Annotated in this window: 22 protein-coding genes; 10 read left to right on the plus strand and 12 right to left on the minus strand. The window is 35.1% G+C overall.

Features of this window, described 5'->3' with window-relative positions; translation table 11 throughout:
- Window positions 1–127: 127 nt before the first annotated feature.
- Window positions 128–763, minus strand: a complete 636-nt coding sequence (locus VB796_RS02285; protein ID WP_323344894.1) for an NAD(P)H-binding protein — start codon at window positions 761–763, stop codon at window positions 128–130.
- A 3-nt stretch (window positions 764–766) separates the two neighbouring features.
- The gene (locus tag VB796_RS02290) at window positions 767–1,501 is read right to left on the minus strand and encodes a glycosyltransferase family 2 protein (protein ID WP_323344895.1); all 735 of its coding nucleotides are present in this window, start codon (window positions 1,499–1,501) and stop codon (window positions 767–769) included.
- A 151-nt stretch (window positions 1,502–1,652) separates the two neighbouring features.
- On the opposite strand from VB796_RS02290, the gene VB796_RS02295 reads away from it, so the two are divergent.
- The 3 genes from VB796_RS02295 (at window position 1,653) to VB796_RS02305 (ending at window position 8,144) form a co-directional block, all read left to right on the plus strand.
- The gene (locus VB796_RS02295; RefSeq protein WP_323344896.1) at window positions 1,653–3,050 is read left to right on the plus strand and encodes a hypothetical protein; all 1,398 of its coding nucleotides are present in this window, start codon (window positions 1,653–1,655) and stop codon (window positions 3,048–3,050) included.
- A 12-nt stretch (window positions 3,051–3,062) separates the two neighbouring features.
- Window positions 3,063–7,103, plus strand: coding sequence for an AAA domain-containing protein (locus VB796_RS02300; protein ID WP_323344897.1), 4,041 nt, complete (start codon window positions 3,063–3,065; stop codon window positions 7,101–7,103).
- Between the two features lie 177 nt (window positions 7,104–7,280).
- Complete coding sequence (locus VB796_RS02305; RefSeq protein WP_323344898.1) at window positions 7,281–8,144, plus strand: UbiA family prenyltransferase; 864 nt, start codon at window positions 7,281–7,283, stop codon at window positions 8,142–8,144.
- 49 nt (window positions 8,145–8,193) lie between these two features.
- Here the strand turns inward: VB796_RS02305 and VB796_RS02310 are convergent, their stop codons facing one another.
- The 3 genes from VB796_RS02310 to VB796_RS02320 are packed head-to-tail and all read right to left on the minus strand — an operon-like array spanning window position 8,194 to window position 10,016.
- A complete protein-coding gene (locus VB796_RS02310) occupies window positions 8,194–8,778 on the minus strand; it encodes a methyltransferase domain-containing protein (RefSeq protein WP_323344899.1) in 585 nt (194 codons plus the stop codon).
- An 8-nt stretch (window positions 8,779–8,786) separates the two neighbouring features.
- A complete protein-coding gene (locus VB796_RS02315) occupies window positions 8,787–9,095 on the minus strand; it encodes an ArsR/SmtB family transcription factor (RefSeq protein ID WP_109743965.1) in 309 nt (102 codons plus the stop codon).
- A gap of 57 nt (window positions 9,096–9,152) precedes the next feature.
- On the minus strand, window positions 9,153–10,016 hold the full coding sequence (locus tag VB796_RS02320; protein ID WP_323344900.1) for a hydroxymethylglutaryl-CoA lyase: 864 nt from the start codon (window positions 10,014–10,016) through the stop codon (window positions 9,153–9,155).
- A gap of 416 nt (window positions 10,017–10,432) precedes the next feature.
- On the opposite strand from VB796_RS02320, the gene VB796_RS02325 reads away from it, so the two are divergent.
- Window positions 10,433–11,035 carry an RNA polymerase sigma factor gene (locus tag VB796_RS02325; RefSeq protein ID WP_109743966.1) on the plus strand — a complete coding sequence of 201 codons (603 nt, stop codon included), beginning with the start codon at window positions 10,433–10,435 and terminating at the stop codon, window positions 11,033–11,035.
- The gene (locus VB796_RS02330) at window positions 11,010–11,255 is read left to right on the plus strand and encodes a hypothetical protein (protein WP_323344901.1); all 246 of its coding nucleotides are present in this window, start codon (window positions 11,010–11,012) and stop codon (window positions 11,253–11,255) included. Before VB796_RS02325 ends, VB796_RS02330 begins: the two co-directional genes overlap by 26 nt.
- A 129-nt stretch (window positions 11,256–11,384) precedes the next feature.
- Here VB796_RS02330 and fcl read toward each other — a convergent pair whose 3' ends face one another.
- The gene (gene fcl / locus VB796_RS02335) at window positions 11,385–12,326 is read right to left on the minus strand and encodes a GDP-L-fucose synthase (protein ID WP_323344902.1); all 942 of its coding nucleotides are present in this window, start codon (window positions 12,324–12,326) and stop codon (window positions 11,385–11,387) included.
- Between the two features lie 36 nt (window positions 12,327–12,362).
- Between fcl and VB796_RS02340 the strand changes: the two genes are divergently transcribed.
- Window positions 12,363–13,457, plus strand: coding sequence for a hypothetical protein (locus VB796_RS02340; RefSeq protein WP_323344903.1), 1,095 nt, complete (start codon window positions 12,363–12,365; stop codon window positions 13,455–13,457).
- A gap of 143 nt (window positions 13,458–13,600) precedes the next feature.
- On the opposite strand, the gene VB796_RS02345 is transcribed toward VB796_RS02340, so the two are convergent.
- The 3 genes from VB796_RS02345 to VB796_RS02355 all read right to left on the minus strand — a co-directional run bounded on the left by VB796_RS02345 (window position 13,601) and on the right by VB796_RS02355 (window position 16,266).
- On the minus strand, window positions 13,601–14,941 hold the full coding sequence (locus VB796_RS02345; protein WP_323344904.1) for a hypothetical protein: 1,341 nt from the start codon (window positions 14,939–14,941) through the stop codon (window positions 13,601–13,603).
- Between the two features lie 107 nt (window positions 14,942–15,048).
- Window positions 15,049–15,654 carry a hypothetical protein gene (locus VB796_RS02350; protein WP_323344905.1) on the minus strand — a complete coding sequence of 202 codons (606 nt, stop codon included), beginning with the start codon at window positions 15,652–15,654 and terminating at the stop codon, window positions 15,049–15,051.
- A 69-nt stretch (window positions 15,655–15,723) separates the two neighbouring features.
- Window positions 15,724–16,266: an RNA polymerase sigma factor gene (locus tag VB796_RS02355; RefSeq protein WP_323345025.1), complete on the minus strand. Its 543-nt coding sequence runs from the start codon at window positions 16,264–16,266 to the stop codon at window positions 15,724–15,726.
- A gap of 214 nt (window positions 16,267–16,480) precedes the next feature.
- Here VB796_RS02355 and VB796_RS02360 point away from each other — a divergent pair, with 214 nt between their 5' ends.
- From VB796_RS02360 to VB796_RS02370, 3 genes are read left to right on the plus strand one after another with little or no spacing between them, the layout of a single operon-like run.
- Entirely contained in the window at window positions 16,481–16,930 is a 450-nt protein-coding gene (locus VB796_RS02360; RefSeq protein ID WP_323344906.1) for an antitoxin Xre-like helix-turn-helix domain-containing protein, read from the plus strand.
- A gap of 36 nt (window positions 16,931–16,966) precedes the next feature.
- Complete coding sequence (locus VB796_RS02365) at window positions 16,967–17,434, plus strand: RES family NAD+ phosphorylase (protein WP_323344907.1); 468 nt, start codon at window positions 16,967–16,969, stop codon at window positions 17,432–17,434.
- Entirely contained in the window at window positions 17,421–17,930 is a 510-nt protein-coding gene (locus tag VB796_RS02370; protein ID WP_323344908.1) for a cupin domain-containing protein, read from the plus strand. The genes VB796_RS02365 and VB796_RS02370 overlap by 14 nt, the downstream gene beginning before the upstream one ends.
- Here the strand turns inward: VB796_RS02370 and VB796_RS02375 are convergent.
- Window positions 17,920–18,168, minus strand: a complete 249-nt coding sequence (locus VB796_RS02375) for a hypothetical protein (protein WP_323344909.1) — start codon at window positions 18,166–18,168, stop codon at window positions 17,920–17,922. The genes VB796_RS02370 and VB796_RS02375 overlap by 11 nt on opposite strands.
- A gap of 1 nt (window position 18,169) precedes the next feature.
- Complete coding sequence (locus VB796_RS02380; protein WP_323344910.1) at window positions 18,170–18,760, minus strand: DUF4136 domain-containing protein; 591 nt, start codon at window positions 18,758–18,760, stop codon at window positions 18,170–18,172.
- 248 nt (window positions 18,761–19,008) lie between these two features.
- On the opposite strand from VB796_RS02380, the gene VB796_RS02385 reads away from it, so the two are divergent.
- Window positions 19,009–19,719 carry a DsbA family oxidoreductase gene (locus tag VB796_RS02385; RefSeq protein WP_323344911.1) on the plus strand — a complete coding sequence of 237 codons (711 nt, stop codon included), beginning with the start codon at window positions 19,009–19,011 and terminating at the stop codon, window positions 19,717–19,719.
- Window positions 19,720–19,819: 100 nt separating this feature from the next.
- Here the strand turns inward: VB796_RS02385 and VB796_RS02390 are convergent, their stop codons facing one another.
- Window positions 19,820–20,524: a 2-phosphosulfolactate phosphatase gene (locus VB796_RS02390; RefSeq protein WP_323344912.1), complete on the minus strand. Its 705-nt coding sequence runs from the start codon at window positions 20,522–20,524 to the stop codon at window positions 19,820–19,822.
- Window positions 20,525–20,530: the final 6 nt, after the last annotated feature.

Raw genomic sequence — 20,530 nt, forward strand, 5'->3', positions numbered from 1 at the left:
TACAGTGTTTAATAAGTTTTCTGAATAATTTTCACCCTAAAATGTTTGATTGGAGAACTTCCCGAAAGTTCTAAAACTTTCGGGAAGTTTAAATAACTTATTAAACAGTGTACTAAAGTCTGTGTTACTAAATTTTATCGGATTCAATAAAATGAACCCCACTAATGCCTTGATTTGCCAGTTTTTGCATAGACTCAGCCACTTTTGATGCTTCTACGCCACGATATTTTTTGAGTCCACCAAGCAGAAAAGGCGATAATATTGTCATTAAAACAGTTCCAACTTTCTCGCCAAAACGAATATCTTTTCTGTTGCCAAGTAGTAAAGAAGGACGGAGACTAACAAAGTTTTCAAAGCCTAAACTTTTAATTTTCTGTTCCAAATCGCCTTTTGTTTTTAGATAAAAACTGTATGAATTGGCATCTGCCCCGATTGATGAAACCAAAATGTATTGCTTTATTCCATTAGCTTTGGCAATTTTTCCAATCTCGTAAGGATAAGTACAATCAATTTTATATTGAGCATCTTTAGAACCAGCCTTTGCCAAAGTTGTTCCAATAGCACAAAATAAATCATCCCCGACAATCTTTGAAGCATCGAGTTTGTCAAAATTAATGACTTCTTGTACAAGTTTAGGGTGGCTGATTTCCAGAGGTTTACGCAAAAGTAAAACTACTTTTGAATAATGAGGATTTTCCAAAATCTGCTCAACTAATTCACCTCCGATGAGTCCAGTTGCCCCAATAATAATTGCTATTTTCATATTTTACAATAAATTCCAACCAATTCCCATTTTTGCCAAACGGTAGCGGAGGGAAACTCTTAACACACCCAAGCCATATTTTGAACTTCGGGCAAAATTGATAGAAGATGCTTCATCAAAATATTTAGTCGGACAAGTAATTTCTGCTATCTCGAAGCCTTTCCAGAAAATCTGAGCAATCATTTCATTATCGAAAACAAAATCATCATCGCATTTCATAAAAGGGACTTTTTCTAATACTTCTTTTGAAAATGCACGGTAACCTGTATGATATTCCGATAATTTTTGAGAAAGCATTATATTTTGAAAAAGTGTCAAAAAACGGTTAGCAATATACTTATACATTGGCATTCCGCCTTTCAAAGCTCCTTTTCCTAATATACGAGAACCGAAAACCACAGGATAGAGGTCGTTGCCGATAATAGTAATCATCGCAGGCAGTAGGAGAGGCGTATATTGATAGTCGGGATGAACCATAATAACGATATCAGCCCCCAATTCAAGGGCTTTTGTATAACACGTTTTTTGGTTTCCTCCATATCCTTTATTTTTGTCGTGACGGATAATGTGCTTGATTCCTAAGGATTTAGCTACTTCCGAAGTGTTGTCGGGACTATGGTCATCAACTAAAATAACATCATCAACAAGGTCGAAAGGAATTTCACGATAGGTTTTTTCGAGCGTGAGAGCAGCCTTATACGCAGGCATTACAACAATAACTTTTTTATTATTATACATTTCAGGAATTGATTTCTATGGTTTTCTGATGCTAAATATTTAAACAGGGTCTATATATTACAAAGACCTACACAAAATGAATGCCATTTATATTTGATATGCAATTGATGCTATTTATTAGTAAATTTGACTATACACAATGTTGAAAATAATGAAAATGCTTGGAAAAATAACATTTTTTTTCGGTAAAGAATCGTCTCTTTCTACAATTCTTTGGTTTGGGATTGTACAGAGAATCCTAATTTTTATAGCGATGAATCCACAAAATCCAGACCCGCACCACGAAGTTTTGGAATTTATCGTTAAAAATGAACGATTGCCTTTATCCAATGAGCTTTTCTTGGCTTGTCATCCACCACTTTATTATTTGTTGGCTTTACCTTTTTATATTTTGGGAGGATTAAAATGTGTAGAGTTTTTTGGACTAATAACTTCGTGTATAAATCTTTGGGTGATGTCAAAATTGCTCAAAATGACAATTGAGGATGTTCTAATACGTAATGTAAGTTTTCTATTAGCGACATTTTTAGGAACTTACGTTATTTATTCCTTATTTGTTTCAAATGATACACTTTCTGTTTTGATGGGAACTTGGTTTTTTTATAATCTTGCAAAATATCTCAAAAATCAGACATTGAAAAATGAAGTAATTCTTTCATTATCAGCAGGTTTGTCTCTTTTGACAAAATTAACGTTGCTTCCTTTTATACCCATAACCTTACTCATGATTTTCTTGGTGAGAGTGCGAGGGGCGTTTATGAAAATGCTTTTTACGATGATTTTATGTGGAGCAATTATTGGCATAACTGGAACGTACAAACAATTTCAAAACTATCGAACACAACGTCAATTTTTTATCCATAATCTTGATATTTTTCCACTTCCGAGCAATTCCATTTTTTATCAAGGACCTAAAAGTTGGTATGATGTTAATATCTTGACACTCATAAAAGACCCCAATTTATCCTCTCGAAATCCCAGTATTCATTCTGCCCCGCTATTGTTGTATGGTACATTTTGGTACAAACATATCTATTTTGAAAATAACCTAACTTTTGGAAATTATTCGGGTTTTAGGTACATCGGAAGTTTATTTTTTATCATTGGAATATTACCTACACTACTGATTTTGATTGGTTTAGCTTTAATAATTCGGCAAGGGTTTATGTTATTATTTACTTGGTTTAAAAACTTTGGTACGGAAATATTTTGGCAAAATCTCTTCAAAGTAACCTGTACCATTTTGTTATTGGCGAGTCTTGCCACGATGTTTACAGGCATTATTAAGTATAATGATTGGGCATTTATGCACGTTAGATTGTTAGTTCATGTGTTTTATCCAATTGTGTTATTATTGGCTACAGGATTGAGTTTTGTCAAAGCCCATTTTCCTAAATTACTAAAATATACCGTTCTTAATCTTACGCTTTTTGCAGGATTAACGATTGTGTATTTTTCAGTAGAAAGTGGCGTTCTTGTATGGAATTACTTGAATTATGGCAATAAAGATGAAATTCAATGGTACGTGAACAAAAGTTTAGGATTATAAACAATACCCAAATTGGCAGAAAATACGCTACAAACAATTCTAAAATCGTATCAAAAAAGACTGACTAATCTGACTTCAAGAAACAAGTCATTATTGTTGCTCAGTCTTTCTTCGGAACAGTTTTTAGACATCAATGAACTTGATTTTTTACAAAATAAATCTTCATTCAACGTCATTGAGCAACTAATTGCTCAAAAAAATACCATTTCTCTTTGCGATACTCACGACCCACGCTATGAACGTGTCAATGAGGTCAGTAAACGCCTACGCAAAATTGCAAGAACCGAAAAATTTATTGAAGAAGAGCGTGGTTCGGAGGATTTGTACGTGGGTTTTCCGATGGTAAAAGGTAAGTTTTCAGACGGAACAGTAGTGCGTTGTCCGCTGATGTTTTTTCCTGTTCATCTCACGCAAAAAAATGAAACTTGGCAATTAAAAACTCGTGATGAAGCTGTTACGCTCAATCGGAGTTTTTTGTTGGCGTATTCTCATTTCAATCAAGTTCAGATTTCAGATGAATTTTTAGAGCAAAGTTTTGAAGATTTTTCAAAAGATTCGCTTGAGTTTAGAACGCAATTGTATGAATATCTACGAGACTCTCTGCTAAAAATAGATTTTAATAAAGACTTGTTTGTCAGTCAATTAAGCTATTTTGAAAAACTCATAAAAGCTGATTTAGAATTAACTGAACGTAATGGAGAATTAAAATTATTTCCGCAAGCAGTTTTAGGCATTTTCCCACAGGCAGGTTCATTTTTAGTGCCAGATTATGAGGAATTAGTAGGGGAGTTAAGAGTTGATGAGCTGGCAGATGTTGAGGGATTAATGACTCCTCTCGCCAATATTAATAAATATGAGAATAATTTAGAATCTTTATTTCCCAAACCTTTAACCTCAAACTCCCAACTCCCAACCACTATTAAAGAAGAAAACCTTCTAATGCCTTTCGCCGTTGATGCCACTCAAGAATTAGCTTTGCGACAAGTAAAATCGGGGGCTTCGTTGGTGGTTCAAGGACCTCCAGGAACGGGTAAATCTCAACTGATTTGTAATTTGGTGGCAGATTTTACGGCACGAGGCAAAAAAGTTTTGGTCGTTTGTCAGAAACGAGCCGCTCTTGATGTGGTGCAAGAACGCCTTTCACAAGCGGGTATGCGTGCCTTCGTGGGTAATGTGCATGACTTTAAGAATGACCGTAAAGATTTGTACGAGCAGATTTTACATCAAATTGAACAAATTGAAGAATATCAAAAGTTAAATAATAGTCTTGATGCCATTTTTTTAGAGCGAAATTATACCCAAGAAAGTCGTCAAATAGATAAGATTTCGGAGGTTTTACAAGAGTTTAAATACGCACTTTTTGATAGTTCAGAATGTGGAATTTCTGTAAAAGAGCTATATCTGACAAGTTCGCCAAATCAGGTAAGTCTGAATTTAAAAAATGAATATAAAAACTTTAAATTCAATGAAATAGAAGATTTCATAAGAACGTTCATTCAGTATTTGAATTATCAAAATAGACTATCTTTTACAACCGATACTGAAAATATTGAACCCAATGTTTTTTGGCAAAATAGACTTTCCTTCCAAAATCATAAATACTCAAATATTGCCCCAATAAATCAAGTAATAGATGAAGTGTTCAATTTTGTACAAAACCTTGAAAGCTTTTCTTCTAAAAAGTGTGATGACTTTGAAGATTTGAAAGCAATTTCTTGTGAAAAAGAGACTTTACAAGCCATATTGAACCTCTTGAAAAATGAAAAATCTTATCAGCTTTTCACTCGATTAATCAATGAGAAATCAAAAATAAATTCCTCAAAAGTAGTAGAATTAGAAGCACAAATGGGACAGTTTTTTGCAGGGCAAGGCATTGAAATTACGTTGCCAAGTACCAAATTACTACCTATTTTATCCAAAATAAACGAAGCAATTGACACAAAATCTAATGCTTTGGGAGGATTGTTTTGGGGATTTTTCTCAAAAGAAAAAGCTGAAATTAAAGATGTTACAACCGCAAATGGTTTGAGTCTTTCTTTGGAAGATTTACAAAAACTAAGAGAAAGAATCCAGAATAGAATTGGCTTAGAAAAATGGTGGAATGAATGGGCTGATTTATTCGAGAATAAGCAAAATAATGCTGAAGATGAACCTGTTTGGCTTCGAAAAGGCTACCGTTGGTTTGAGCGTAATTTTCAGCAATTATATCAAGTTGTTGATGCCATCAAATATTGGAAATCTTTAATAAAAAAATTGAAAAATAACCGTGAATTGTCGGTTCAAATTCTGGCTGATTCTCTTAATTTATCGTTTTCTGATTTTCAAAAACGTATTAATTATTTTGTCCAAAAATCGAATCAATTGTCTGAAAGTCAAATTGTTTGGAAACAATATTTGTCGCAAGAACAAATGGATTTATTGGCAGATTATACCAATTCAGAGCAAATCAAAACGTACTTGAAAGATAATTTTGAATTGCTCCAAGAATCCGATGAACTGAAAGCTTCGTTTGGCAGAACTGAATGGGAAATTATCGAAAAGTTTCTGCCTGAAAATGAGCCTGTTAACACATTTTTGAACAGTTTGAAATTAGCTTGGATTGAACACATCGAAGAAAAATATCCGATTTTAAGAAGTGTTAGTTCTTTGAAAATCAGTCAATTAGAAAGTGATTTGCAAGAATCGGTTAGAAAAAAACAAGCATTTAGTCAGGAGATTCTATTGCTTAAATTAAGAGAAGAAACGTACCGAAATTTAGAGAAAAATCGGCTTCAAAATGTGGTGACTTATCGAGATTTAAAGCACCAAGTTTCCAAAAAACGCAAACTTTGGTCGGTCAGAAAATTGATTTCCGAATATTCTGAAGAGCTTTTTAAACTCGTTCCGTGTTGGTTGGCATCGCCCGAAACCGTTTCTGCAATTTTTCCTTTACAGACCAATGAAAAAAAAGCATTTTTCGATTTAATCATTTTCGATGAAGCCTCTCAATGCTTTGCTGAACAGGGTATTCCTGCTTTGTTCAGAGGCAAGCAAATTGTCATTGCGGGCGATTCTAAACAGTTGCAACCCAACGATTTATACCGAGTTCGCTTTGAAAATGAAGCAGATGATTTACCCGAATTAGAAATTGATTCGCTCTTGGATTTGGCTTGTCAATACCTTCCGCAAACGCAATTGAAAGGGCATTATCGCAGTCGTTCTTTAGATTTAATTGATTTTTCTAACCGATATTTTTATAAAAATACTTTGTCTTTATTGCCTAATTTTGAGGATATTAATCTTCAAACACCCGCAATAAATTATATAAAAGTTGAGGGTGTTTGGGAAAATAATACAAACCCAACAGAAGCAGAATCCGTAATTAGTTTAGTAGATAAATTGACGGTACAATTTCCCGAAAAATCAATCGGAATAGTTACCTTTAACGCCAAACAACAAGGTTTGATTCAAGATTTATTAGAAGCAAAAACTCGAATTTTCAAGCATTCGCTTTTCGTCAAAAATATTGAAAATGTGCAGGGTGATGAACGAGATTTTATCATTTTTTCGGTAGGTTACGCTCCCGATGCGAAGGGAAAAATGAGTATGCAATTTGGCTCTTTAAACGCACAAGGAGGCGAAAATAGACTAAATGTTGCCGTAACCAGAGCCAAAGAAAAAGTATTTGTGGTGAGTAGCATTTTGCCCAATCAGTTGCGGGTTGAAGATGCTCAGAATGAAGGGCCAAAACTGTTGAAAAGCTATTTAGAATATGCTCTCATGGTGTCGGAAGGGAAATATGAATCAAAGCCTTTTCGTTCTGAAAAATATCAAGCTAACTGGTTATTGAAAGAGCAATTATTGAAAGCTAATTGTCTGTATTACAAAGAATTACCTTTCGCAGATTTAACCGTAAAAAACGCTCAAGAATACGAATCTTTAATCTTGACGGACGATGATTTATATTATGAGAGTTTATCCCCGAAAGAAACTTTTGCGTACATTCCTGCGGGTTTAAAAGCCAAAGGTTGGACTTTTGAAAGGGTTTTTAGTCGACAATTTTGGAAGAAGTAAATTTTGGCACGCAGATGACACAGATGCTTCGCAACGCAGATTTCCACAGATTTCAAAAAGAAATGATTGATTCTTGTATATAATTTTAAATGAATATTTTTTACAGCAGTTATAAAAATCTGTATAAATCTGCGTTGCGTAGCATCTGTGTTATCTGCGTGCCATACTTACAACAACATGAAAAACATCATCCTTCATCTTCGCATTCCATTTTCATTCTTTTTGATGCCTGTATTTTGGTTTGCGTTGAGCCAAAGTCAACATCCTTCGTGGGGTATTGCGGTTGGTCTTTTTATCTTGTTGCACCTGTTTATTTATCCTGCATCCAATGCTTACAATAGCTATTATGATAAAGACGAAGGAGCAATTGGCGGTTTAGAAAATCCCCCGCCCGTGAGTCGTGAGTTGTTTTATGTGGCTTGGATTTTGGACATTATTGCAGTCGTAGCGGCTTATTTTTTGAGTGGTTGGGTTTTGAGTGTTGCCTTATTTGTGTATAGTAGCATCTCAAAAGCATATTCAAATGATAAAATTAGGCTGAAAAAGTATCCCATTTTGAGTTGGTTGACCGTCGGATTATTTCAAGGAGCATTTACGTATTTAACCGTCATTCAAGCAGTTGATAATATTCCTTTGTCGGATTTATGGCAAGAAAAATACCTTTTTCCTTCGGCATTGAGTAGCTTAAATCTTTTAGGTTTTTATCCGATGACGCAAATTTATCAGCACGAAGAAGATGCTAAACGAGGAGATTTGACGATGAGTAGATTATTGGGAATTAAAGGAACGTTTCTTTTTACGGCAAGTATATTCTTGATTGTTACGGTTGGTTTTTTTGTTTATTTTCAAAATGTTCAAATCTTTAATATTCAAGCCTTTTTTGTGTATTTGGCAGTAATGTCTCCCGTTTTGATATACTTTAATCTTTGGTTTTTGAAGGTATTAAAAAACGAAAACCAAGCCGATTTTCACCACACAATGCGTTTAAATATGCTTGGTTCTGTTTGTTTAAACCTGTTTTTTATGCTTTTGTTGGTGTAATGTCTGTTCTTTTAAACTAACCCCTAAATCCCAACTCCTAACCCCTATATCACTTCTTCTGAAACTTAAAAAATAATTCATTTCCCGCTCTTTTGCTGAAAGAATTGTAGCAAGTTTCTAAAATTTTAATATCGAATTTCTCTGAAAATAAACCTTCGTATTCTGCTTTATTGCCTCCAAATGGAGGATTTTCTGGAAATTGAACATTGAAGAGTAAGCCAGCCAAAATCCCCGAAGGATTTAATAATTCATACATTTTTTCAACGTATTGAGGTCTTAATGATGGGTCGATGGCACAAAAAAATGTTTGTTCCAATATCAAATCGTAAGAATTTTCATGAGTAAAAAAATCATCACAAACAATATTGATATTTTCGTAATGGCTCATTGAATTTTTCATTTTTTCAACTACCAAAGGGGCAAAATCAACGACGGTGATACTTTTAAAACCTGCTTTCGCTAAATATTCAGCTTCGTAGCCACTGCCACAGCCTGGAATTAAAATGCTAATGTCTTTATTGGTAAGTTGGTCGATATAAGCTTTTAGTGGCGGAGAAACCATGCGTAAATCCCAACCCGTTTGCTCTGCTTCGTAACGGTTGTTCCAATAATCTTTTGTCAAAAAATCGCTCATAATAGTGCTTAATAATTACAATCACAGTGTTCAATACATTCAATCAATTTTATGACTTCACGCTCTTTTAACGAATAAAATACATTTAAGCCGTCTTTTTCAGAACGTAAAATTCCCTTCAATTTCATATTGATTAAATGATGCGAAAGGAGCGATTGTTCACAATTCAAAACCTCACAAATTTCATTGACCGACAGTTTTTCATTTTGCGAAAGTAAATCCACAATCGCCAAACGAGTAGGATGTGCCACCGTTTTTAAAATGAAAGCTGCTTTTTCGAGTTTATCCTTGTTAATTTGGTAGGCTACCGTTGCCATAGTTTTAAAATTTAATTACGATACAAAGATATGGAGAAGCTTTCACGCATCAATTTTTTAAATAAAAACCTCCCTACTAATTGCAACCGATTGAGCAAAATTCGATTTATCCAACTGTAAATCAATGTGTTGTTCTTCAAAGAATTGAATTAAGTTTTGTGTATTGATATTACCGACTAATTCATCTTCCGCCATCGGACAACCGCCAAAACCGCCAATTGCACCATCAAAACGAGTACAATTAGCCTCAAAAGCCGCTTTGATTTTGCCTTCCCAATTATCAGTTCGTGCATGAAAATGTCCTCCAAACTCAATTGTTGGATAGGCAGGAATTAAGCTTTTGAAAAGTGAAGCAATAATTTCGGGTTCAGCTACGCCAACGGTATCCGAAAGAGCAATGATTTTTATGCCCAAATTATTCATTTTTTCCGCCCAGTCTGCTACAATTCCTACATTATAAGGGTCGCCGTAAGGATTTCCAAAGCCCATAGAAAAGTAAACGACTAATTCTTTTTCATGTTTGAAGCAAAGATTTTGAATAGCTTCCACTGTTTTGAAAGCGTCCGCCACCGAGCTATTCGTATTTCTTTGTTGAAAAGTCTCTGAAATGGAAAAAGGAAAGCCTAAATATTTAATTTTCTCAAAACTAACTGCTGTTTCTGCCCCACGAAGGTTGGCAATTATCGCCAAAAGCTTTGTTTGGGTGTTTTCTAAATCCAGAGCATCATAAACATGGGCAGTATCCGCCATTTGCGGAATTGCTTTTGTGGAAACAAAACTGCCAAAATCAAGCGTATCAAAACCTACTTTTAATAATTGATTTAAGTATGAGATTTTTTTATCAGTCGGAATCCAGTTTACCCAACCCTGCATGGCATCTCGTGGACATTCGACTAATTTTATTTTTGATTGATTAAACATAAAAGGAAATCTTAAGTTTGTTGAATTGATAATTCGTTCAATTTATTGATTATCAGCAAACTATACAATCAAATCTTTCGTAAATACTATAAATAATCTAAAAAAAACGTACAATCGGCATAATTCTTGTACAGGATTAACCAAATAAAATTTTGTAAAATAAGTATTTCCAAATGATAATTTTGAATAATGAGTAAAAACCCCTATTCTGAGATGTCCAAACGAATAATGTATTGTTAATATTTGTTAATGGGTATAATTTTTTTATCATTTTGTTGGGAAATATTAACACAACTACTATCTTTGAATTAACCTTTCAGAAAAACTTCAAGAAAGAACAAGAAACGTCATTAAAAAAAATATAAACCGATACAATTTGAGGAAAAGCTTTACGTTAACTAAATAGATTTATCAGAATGGAAAAAGTCCATGTTAACGACAGTGAACTTGTATCACGTTATATCAAAAATAGTGACGAACACGCATTTGAAACTCTTGTTCGCCGTTACAAATCCAAAGTTTATACCACGATTTATTTGATTGTCAAGGATACTTTCGTAGCCGAAGATTTAATGCAAGATACTTTTATCAAAGCAGTAGATGTTCTTCGGTCTGGCAAGTACAACGATGAAGGTAAATTTTTGCCGTGGGTGCTTAGAATCGCACATAACATGGCAATTGATTATTTTCGTCGTGATAAACGCTATCCAAATGTTGTATTTGAGGATGGAAGTAGTGTATTCAACACATTAGATTTTGCAGAAGACTCGTATGAGGACATTCAAATTCGTGAAGAATCACACGCTCATCTAAGAAGCCTGATTAAAATGCTTCCCGACACGCAGAGAGAGGTTTTAGTGATGCGTCATTACGAAGACATGAGTTTTCAGGAAATTGCTGATGCTACTGGAGTTAGCATCAACACAGCACTTGGTAGAATGCGTTATGCGTTGATAAATCTACGCAAAATGATGAGCAAACATTCTCCAAGCTATGATACAAACCTTTACGCAGCATGACGTTATCCGTTACGTCTATCAAGAAACAACGGAAGAAGAAAACCTTTTGATTCAGGACGGATTAGTCCATGATGCCGAAATGTTAGAATTTTATTTAGATATGCTTGATGTTCAAGCGGGTCTGGATAGGAGTTATCGACAACCTTCCGAAAGAAGCATAGACAAAGTGCTTGCGTATTCGAGAAATACTAACAAAAGTCCCCAATTTCACGCTGTTTAGCGTGGATTTGAGGACTTTTGTTTATTTGAAAGGTTTTTAAAATTAGAGTTTAGAACAAGGAATTAAGAGTGGAGAAGTAAAACTTCTAAAATCTACATTCCTTGTTCTGCATTCTGATTTCAAAATTATTTACAATCTCAGCGTATCATGATGCTCCAAGAAATCTTGGTAGGCTAATGCTATGCCTTGTTCTAAGTCAATCGTGTGTTTCCAACCTTGTGCGTGGAGGCGTGATACGTCCATGAGTTTACGGGGTGTTCCGTCTGGTTTAGTGGTATCCCAAATTAATTCTCCTTCAAATCCTACTGTTTTCTTAACTGTTTCTGCCAATTCTTTGATGGTGACATCTGTTCCAGTTCCAACATTGATGAACTCTGCTTCACTATAATTATCCATTAAATACACACAGGCTTCAGCAAGGTCGTCGGCGTGCAAGAACTCACGCATGGGTGAACCCGTTCCCCAAAGTGTAACAGATTCATTTCCAGAGGTTTTAGCTTCGTGGAATTTACGAATCATTGCTGGTAAAACGTGCGATTTTTGGAGGTCATAATTGTCATTTGGCCCATACAAATTGGTTGGCATTACCGAAATAAAATCGCATCCGTATTGACTTCTGTAAGCTTCACACATCTTAATACCCGCAATTTTGGCAATGGCATAAGGCTCGTTAGTTTCTTCCAAAAAGCCACTTAGTAAATATTCTTCCTTGAGTGGTTGAGGAGCTAATTTTGGATAAATACAAGATGAACCCAAAAACATTAACTTCTGCACACTATTTTCATAAGAGCTATGAATGACGTTATTTTGAATCGCTAAATTTTCGTAAAGAAAGTCTGCACGGTAAGTATTGTTGGCAATAATACCTCCTACTTTTGCGGCAGCCAAGAAAACGTAATCAGGATTTTCTGTCTTGAAAAAATCAGAAACTGCTTGTTGATTGCGTAAATCGAGTTCTTTGGAGGTTTTCAGAACGAAATTGGTAAATCCCTTTTCTTGTAATTTTCTATGAATTGCCGAACCCACCATGCCTCGGTGACCAGCAATATAAATTTTTGAGTCTTTTTCCACGAATAATTGAATATTTGGACGATTTAGCGAAATGGAATGAATATTGTTATCTTTACCTTTAAGAATAAAAATAGTAATCTTTCGTTTTACAAAGGTAATACATTCGCTTTAATCATTCCTGTAATGAAAACTCTTTCGCTTTTATTTTCCATATTTCTACTATTATCTGCTATGACTTCATTGGCTCAGTCTGATGAATTTAAAACAACCGCTAAGCCCCAAACAGATACGTCTGCCAAGAAAAAAGCAGGACTTTTAGGAGGCTTGATTCAAACCGATATTTTGGATAATATCAAGAATGCCAAGAAGACCATTAAAGACGTAAAAGAAGATATTAAAAACAATAAAGAAGAATTTAAAAGACTGAAAGGTGAAGCTGGCGACCTTTCAGCCGATTTAGGTTTGAAAATTGGGAAGTCGAAAAAGAAGGCAAAAGTCAAGAAAAAACCGAAAGATGAATATGAAGATATTAAGTTTGAGCTTCGGATTGGAGAATATGGTTCGGGAACGAGATTGACGGTTGAAGAAATAAATGTTTTGCGTAACCCAGACGAAGCAGAGCCGAGTATTTATGCCAAAGAAATTTGGTGGTATGACCCCAAATTGAGACGTGTTACCAATGTTCCGAGAAAAGATAAAGACTATGGAGAGGTTTGTCATGGCCCGTACAAAAAATATGTAAATGATGAATTAGTTGAAGAAGGAAGTTTTTATGTAGGTGTAAAAGATGGACGTTGGGAGACATACACGCAAGACTATCTTTTATTGTCGAAAGAGAAATACAAGGATGGCTTTTTAGCGGATTCAAAGTTTTTTTATTACGATAAAGAGCAAGTCAAAATTAAAGAGGTCATTCCTGTCAAATTCAATAAAGTAACGGGTGAATATCGGTCATTTTATGATGGCGGACAGTTGAAAGAAGAAGGAAAATTTGATGATAGCGTAAAAGTTGGACGTTGGCGAGAATATCATCAATTTGGTTCTCAGGGGCGTTTAAAAAAGGAAACGATGTACGCCAAAGACAAATTTGATAAGTCAGAACCAGAGATTTTAGTCGAGCGAGATACAAAAGGAAAAATCATCTACGAAGCTCCTAAAAAGGCAAAAAAGAAAGATGATGAAGAAAATTAGTTCAGTGAGCAGTAAACAGTTATCAGTTAATATTAATCTGTGGGTAAAAATTAAAGTAATTAATTGAAACTTTAATTTCAAAATTGCCCTGTTTTAACTGATAACTGATAACTGATAACTGATAACTGATAACTGATAACTGTTTACTTTTCCATAAACTTCACGCCTGCATAATTAGTCTTAATCGTGATTTTCGTGGTTGAACCCTTGCCAATTTTACCTTTATAAGTTTTGGTTGGTTGCATTCCCATTTTACGGTCTTCATCATTGTTATCATCTGGATTAACGGTAAAACTCACTTTTCCCGTCGGGTAACGAAAATTGGCATAAGTCGTAGTTACTTCAAAATCAGCGTTACAATCGCCATTTACGGGTAATTTTACAGCCGTATAATTTGAGCGAATATCTAAAGTTTTGAGGGTTTTAGATAATTCAGAAAGTTGTACGCCGTCGGAGTAACTGATTGATAGTTTTCCTGTCTCATTAATTTTCCCAATTTTCCCACTTGAATACTGAAAAGTACCGTCCAAATGATTGATATTATCTAAGGTAACAGAGCCATAATTGTTTCTAAGAAATAGATTGTCCGCTTTGTCAACATTCAGTTTCGAATAAGAAATTTGGAGGTTTCCATCATCCATTTGCTTAATATCTCCCGAACCATATTGAACAAAAATATCCTTGTCCGTCCCTTTTAGTCGGTCGCAAGTAAAACTACCATAGTTAGATGATACCCTTAGAGGAGCATCGAATTGGGGAATAATGGTTTTCCCATATTTATTTGACACGGTAAGAGCATTGGTACGAGGCATATAAATCATATAGTTTATCTCAACCCCTTTTTTCCCATTAGGGCAGTTACAATCTTCTGCTTTCTTTTTGCTTCCCATCCAATTCCAAGCATTTCCCCAATTGCCGTTATCATCAGAACTTATATTGGTTTGGAAAGAAATATTTTCCCCATTGCCTTTGTTTACACTCGCTGAATAAATAGACACATTGTCAATCAAAGCTTGAGCTTTTTCTTCCGAAGTTCCGTAGCCAATAATCGTAATATCAACTTTGATTTCGTTTTTGTTCCAAAGCTCCACTTTTACATCGCCGTGTTGATTATTAATGGTTAGGCGGTCTTTTGCATCTACGGTAAATGATTTAGAAATAACCTTTTTCTTCTCGATGGGATTATCCTGTGCATTTTCCTGTGTTTCGTCAATACTAAAAGAGAAATTTGTTGGAGGAGTTGGTGGGGTCGGTGGAGTTGGGATTTCAACCGTCCAATTTTCTCTATTGCGAGATGCTTTATTTCTAAAAGTAATTACCCGAGTTTCAACTTGTTTTAATTCCTGAGTTAACTTTTCTAATTCGTGCTTTCCATTAATGATGATTATATCTTCTGTCGAGATTCTATTCTTCAAACTATCTTGTCCAAATGTATGAAACAAGATTAATCCGTTGAAAATTATGATGTTATATATCGTTTTCATGATTTTGCTTTGTTATACCAACCCTAAGTAAGTGGTTATTGGTAACTGGTAGATTTGTAAAGTTTTCATGATTAGTTATTATACTTTAAAATCATCCCGAGTAACTTCTAAATACTTTTCATGGGGTTTTGTTTGTACTCTTTTACTTTTTCAATAATTGTTAATTGGCGGTTTAAAATATCCACTTGAACTTGTAAATTTTGAATCATAGCTTTTACTAAGTCTTCCTGATTGGGCGTTGCAGAAAGTTCTGTTTGAAGGTTGTGATAATCTTTATTTAACTTTTCAATTTCCGTTTCAAACTCATTGTACAAAACTGGGTCGTGTTCTTCAATTTGTTTTATTTCTTCTCTTTTCGACTCAATTAAACTGGCATATTGTACCATTTGATTACCGTATTGTGGAGCAATATTAGCGACAATCTGTTCGGTAGAATTCGTTTTTGATTGAAATAAAAATACCGCAAAACACCCAATTAGTAAAATCAAACTGGCTGCCATTGCCCAAAATTTCATTTTAGAAATAGACGATTTCTTGAATTTGATAATAATTTCATCAGATTCTTCATTGGGGGCAATTCCTTTTTTATCGCTTTCACTAAGGGATTTATCAAGTTTATCCCAAAGTCCAGCAGGAACTTCGTGCATATCAAATTCTGCACGATTTTCTCGGATGAATTGTTCTAATCCTTGTGTATTTTTTTGACTTTTCATTTTTGGTAGCACGGGAATCTTTCCCGTGGGCAGGTACTACAAACACGAGAAAAATTCCCGTGTTACTATTTAATTCTTTAAAATTTCTAATAATCGTTTTTTCGCACGAATATATTGCGTGCGAGACGTTGATTCGGCAATTCCCAAAACCTCAGCGATTTCTTCGTGGTCATAACCTTCCAATAAATACAAACAAATAACCGTTCTGAAACCATCGGGGAGTTGCTGAATGGCGTGTTGCACTCGTTGAATGTCATAATTTAGACTTTCTTCGTCGTAAGATTCTTCATCACTAATATCTAAACTCTCGTCAATATCAACCAATTGTACTTTTCGGTTGCGTAACTGATTCAAAGCTCGATTAATCACAATTTGTTTTAACCATGCTCCAAACGTACTGGTTTGTCTGAAATCATGAATTTTCTGGAAAGCATCCAAGAAAGCGTCCTGTAAAACGTCTTCAGCTTCACCATTATGGTTCACAATTCTGACCGCCACGTTATACATAGACTTTGCATAAAGTCGATAAATCTCATACTGAGCCTTGCGTTCGCCCCGACGGCAAGCCTCTACGAGTGGGAGATGTTTGTCTATGTAAAGCGTTTGTTCCAGAGGAAGTTAGTTGTGATTTAGTGATTGAGTGAATTAACTCAAGTTCAAACAAATGACACAGAATGTTTTTAGAATGTTGCAAAAGTGGAAGAAAACTTAGAATAATTTTGAAAATACGACATTTGTCGTTAAATTTATGACAAATATTCAAAAGGGGGCTTGCGCTACCTTTCCTGTCTTATCTCTATGAATAACTAAATAGCGTTTTAAACTTATGCCTTTACCAAAAGTCCTGCCAATCCCGACACTCGTTGTATTGTTGGGTGGGCAAACTATCATCAATCGTCAAATCAGACATGATTTTGACTTGATTGAGATAGCAAAAGAAGGGCTTCCGAAACAAGCCTTAGACGCTCTGGCTCTGCAAATTTCTTTCTCAAACAAAGAAATGGCAGAGGTGTTGAATGTATCCGAAAGGACAGTTCAACGCTACCGAGACGACCAAAGATTAGACAAAGATGCCTCTGCGAAGCTAATTCGTTTGGCAAAATTGTATGAATTGGGTGAGGAAACTTTCGGAAGTCTTACGAGATTCAAAAGCTGGATGCAGTCTCACATTCCCGCATTGGGTGGAAAACGCCCTATGGATTTGTTGGATACGCCATTAGGCTATGAACTCATCGAAAGAGAGTTAATTTACATTGAGCATGGAATCTTTGCTTAGAAAATTTCATGCTCGCCTAATCCTAATAAGGTAGAAATGGAGGTTTTTAGAATTTGTAAGCACAAAAGAGCAAGAGATTTATCGGGTTATGGAGCAAGCCTAAAAGGTGCAAGGTGGAATCGTAGAGGTACTATGTTACTTTATACGGCATCGCACCGGTCATTGGCATTGTTGGAAGTATTGGTTCACATGGGTGAAACTTATCCAGAAGAGGATTACGCTATTGTTACATTAGAGATTCCCGATGATTCCATTATTTTACTTGATACTTCAAGTTTACCCGATGGTTGGTATAAAATATCAGACCCAGCAAGTCAGGCAATGTTTACGGATGATTGGCTGAAAGAAGAACAATCTATTTCAATGGGTGTTCCATCGGCAATTATTCCACAAGAAATTAATTATCTTATTAACCCTCTTCATCCGAACTTTCAAGATATAAAAATTAAATATATCGAAAGATTTAATTTTGATGAAAGACTATTTAAAGATGTCACAGACTAAGCCCGCTCAATTTTATATCAACGCCTACAATATGCAAAGTCATCCCGAAGGTGGATATTTTGCAGAAACCTACCGTTCGGCGGAAACTATTCCTCAAAATGCCCTTTCAAGCCGTTTTAAAGGCGAGCGTAGTTTTTCTACGGGAATTTATTTCTTGTTAGAAAGTCATCATATTTCAGCTCTTCATCGGATAGAATCTGATGAAATGTGGCATTTTTATACGGGTTGTCCGTTGAATGTTTATGTGATTGATAATCAGGGAGAATTGAACATTATTCGTTTAGGGAATAATCCCGAAAAGGGAGAAGTTTTTCAAGCTGTTGTTCCTGCGGGGATGTGGTTTGGTTCTAAACCTGCTGAACCAGATAGTTATTCTTTGGTGGGCTGTACCGTAGCCCCAGGTTTTGATTTTGAAGATTTTGAAATGAAAAGTAGAGATGAGCTATTGACTATGTTTTCACAACATAGAGAAGTCGTGGAAATGCTTACTTATTGATTGGTTGACTGGTTACTGGTGTATTGGTTATTGGTGTATTGGTTACTGGTAGATTGGTTATTGGTAGATTGGTTATTGGTGTATTGGTTACTGGTAGATTGGTTACTGGTGTATTGGTTACTGGTAGATTGGTTACTGGTGTATTGGTTACTGGTGTATTGGTTATAAGAATGCCACATCTGTCGATAACTAATTGACCAATAACCAATCCACCAATAACCAATACACCAGTAACCACTCTACTTGCTCGCCAAAACCTGCGATGTTACTATCGTTTTACCCGCAATATAATCTTTTGCAAATATTTTATAATTATCGAAAATCTGTCTTGTGGCTACTCTAAGTGCTTTTTCGTCAATTTTACTCGTTTCAGGTTGAGCAATTCCTGCTGCATATCCCATCCAAATTGGACGATTTGAGTCGTTCTCTACAAATTGAAGTAATAACGTCCCTTTTCTAAGTCTAACTCTTCTAAGTTCCTCGTTCATATTTTCTTTTCCCAACCCCCTAAATGAGCGTTGAAGAACCGATAAATTTACATCACTTGGAAAAAGAGCATAAAAAACAATAAGATTTGGGCGTTCTTTAGAGTCTTGATAACCCCGAAGTTTCATCTGGTTGCCAATTTCATCAATAACTGCTTGAAATTGATAGGTTGTATCAATGATGTTAAACTGTTTTTCAACTGTTGTAAATGACTGATAATTAGGTTTAAAGACTTCATCTTCAATTTCTCTATGACAAGCAGTGCCTATCTGGAAACCATTTCTATTGCAAGATGTTATTAAAGCAATGAATGCGACAAAAAATAATAAATAGATTTTTTTCATAATAGAGCTGATTTTAATGAACTAATGATTTAACCATCTGATTTTCAGATTGTTTTACATTGTTCTAATAAATTATGGAATTTAAGTAGCTTGTTGTTTTTTATTCGTAAAATAGATATTCACTTTGGTGAAATGTATTAATAAATTTAAACTATTAAATTGTGGCTTATTCGTTAAAGGTTTTCAGAATTGCCTTCAGCTTATGAAATGACTAAATAATGGGTAAATTAGAATTAATAAATTTTAAGATGAACAAAAAAATAAAAATTCGTGTAGATGTGGTTTCGGACATTGTTTGTCCTTGGTGTTATATTGGTAAGCGTAGGTTAGAAAATGCTATTAAATATACACAAACTTCTGATAATGTGCAAGTTGATGACATAGAAATTGTCTATCATCCTTTTCAACTTGACCCTTCTGTTCCAGCCGAAGGAATGGATTTTCAGCTTTATATGGAAAACCGTTTTGGCGGTAATTTTGTTGAGAAATTTCACCAAGTTGAACAAGCTGCTGCAACCGAGGGCTTGTCGTTTGATTTTGCTAATTTACCCAAAAGTATCAATACATTTACGCTTCACAGAATACTTACGGTGGCAGAGCAAGATGGGATTCAGGCGGAAGTGAAAGAGGCTTTTATGCAAGCTTATTTTGTGGATAAAATCGACCTAACTGTGGAGGAAAATATTATTGAAATAATGGCTAAATACGCTTGGAATGAGGCGAAAACCAAAGAGATTATTCATTCAGACGTAGCTTCGGATGAGGTAAAAGAAGAAATGAATTATTATCGTCAATTGGGCGTTTCGGGTGTTCCTTTCTTTATTTTTAATCAGAAATACGCCATTTCGGGAGCGCAATCATCGGATGTTTTTGTAGAAATTATCGAGAAAGTTGCTCAGGAATTAGAAGTGACAAATGTGGAGGGAGAAGTTTGTGATATTGACGGTGAAAATTGTTGAAATTAATAGCCCACAGATAATACGGATGATACAGATTTTCACAGATTTTTTCTTTATCATGTGAAAATCGGTTAAATCCGTATCATCCGTGGGCTAAAATTTACATATTTACCAAAGAATTACCCCTCAAAACTGGTAAAACATCATATAAATCATGTTGCAAACAATACGCTATATCTTTTTGAATACCAAGACGTTGTAATCTTTTTACGTGTGATGAAGAAGCTACGCAAGCCAATAAATCATCTTTACCCAAATTATAAAGACGTTGAGCCATCAAAGCGGCATCTTCTTCTATCATAAATTCGTCTTGCAAACGCTCAACCAAAGCACCCGCAAATAGCGTATCTTCTAAATTTGGTTTGCCTTTCCAACCCGCACAAAGTACCAAAACATCGTATTGTTGGTCTTTTAAATAGGTTGTTAAAGCTCCTAAATTCAAGAATGAACCCACCATTACTTTTACCGCATTTTTCGATTTTGTAATTGCCAAAGTTCCGTTGGTGGTTGTTACACAAATGGTTGAACCTTGTACTTTTTCAGCCATGTAACTAAATGGTGAATTGTCAAAATCGAAACCTTCGGGCGTTTTTCCGTCACGTTCAGCAGCGGCTAAATAGCCTTTTTGCTGATAAGCTATACATTCGTCAATTGTGGCAACGGGAATAATTGCTTCTACGCCATTGGCAAAAGCCGTTGTCATGCAAGAAGTAGCTCTAAAAATATCAACTACCACAACAATTGAATTTTCAATATCGTGAAGATGTAATAATTCAGGGGTTAAGCAAACGTCAATTTTTTTCATTTTGTA

Source organism: Arcicella sp. LKC2W (assembly GCF_034931005.1).
In the GTDB taxonomy this organism is placed as follows: domain Bacteria; phylum Bacteroidota; class Bacteroidia; order Cytophagales; family Spirosomataceae; genus Arcicella.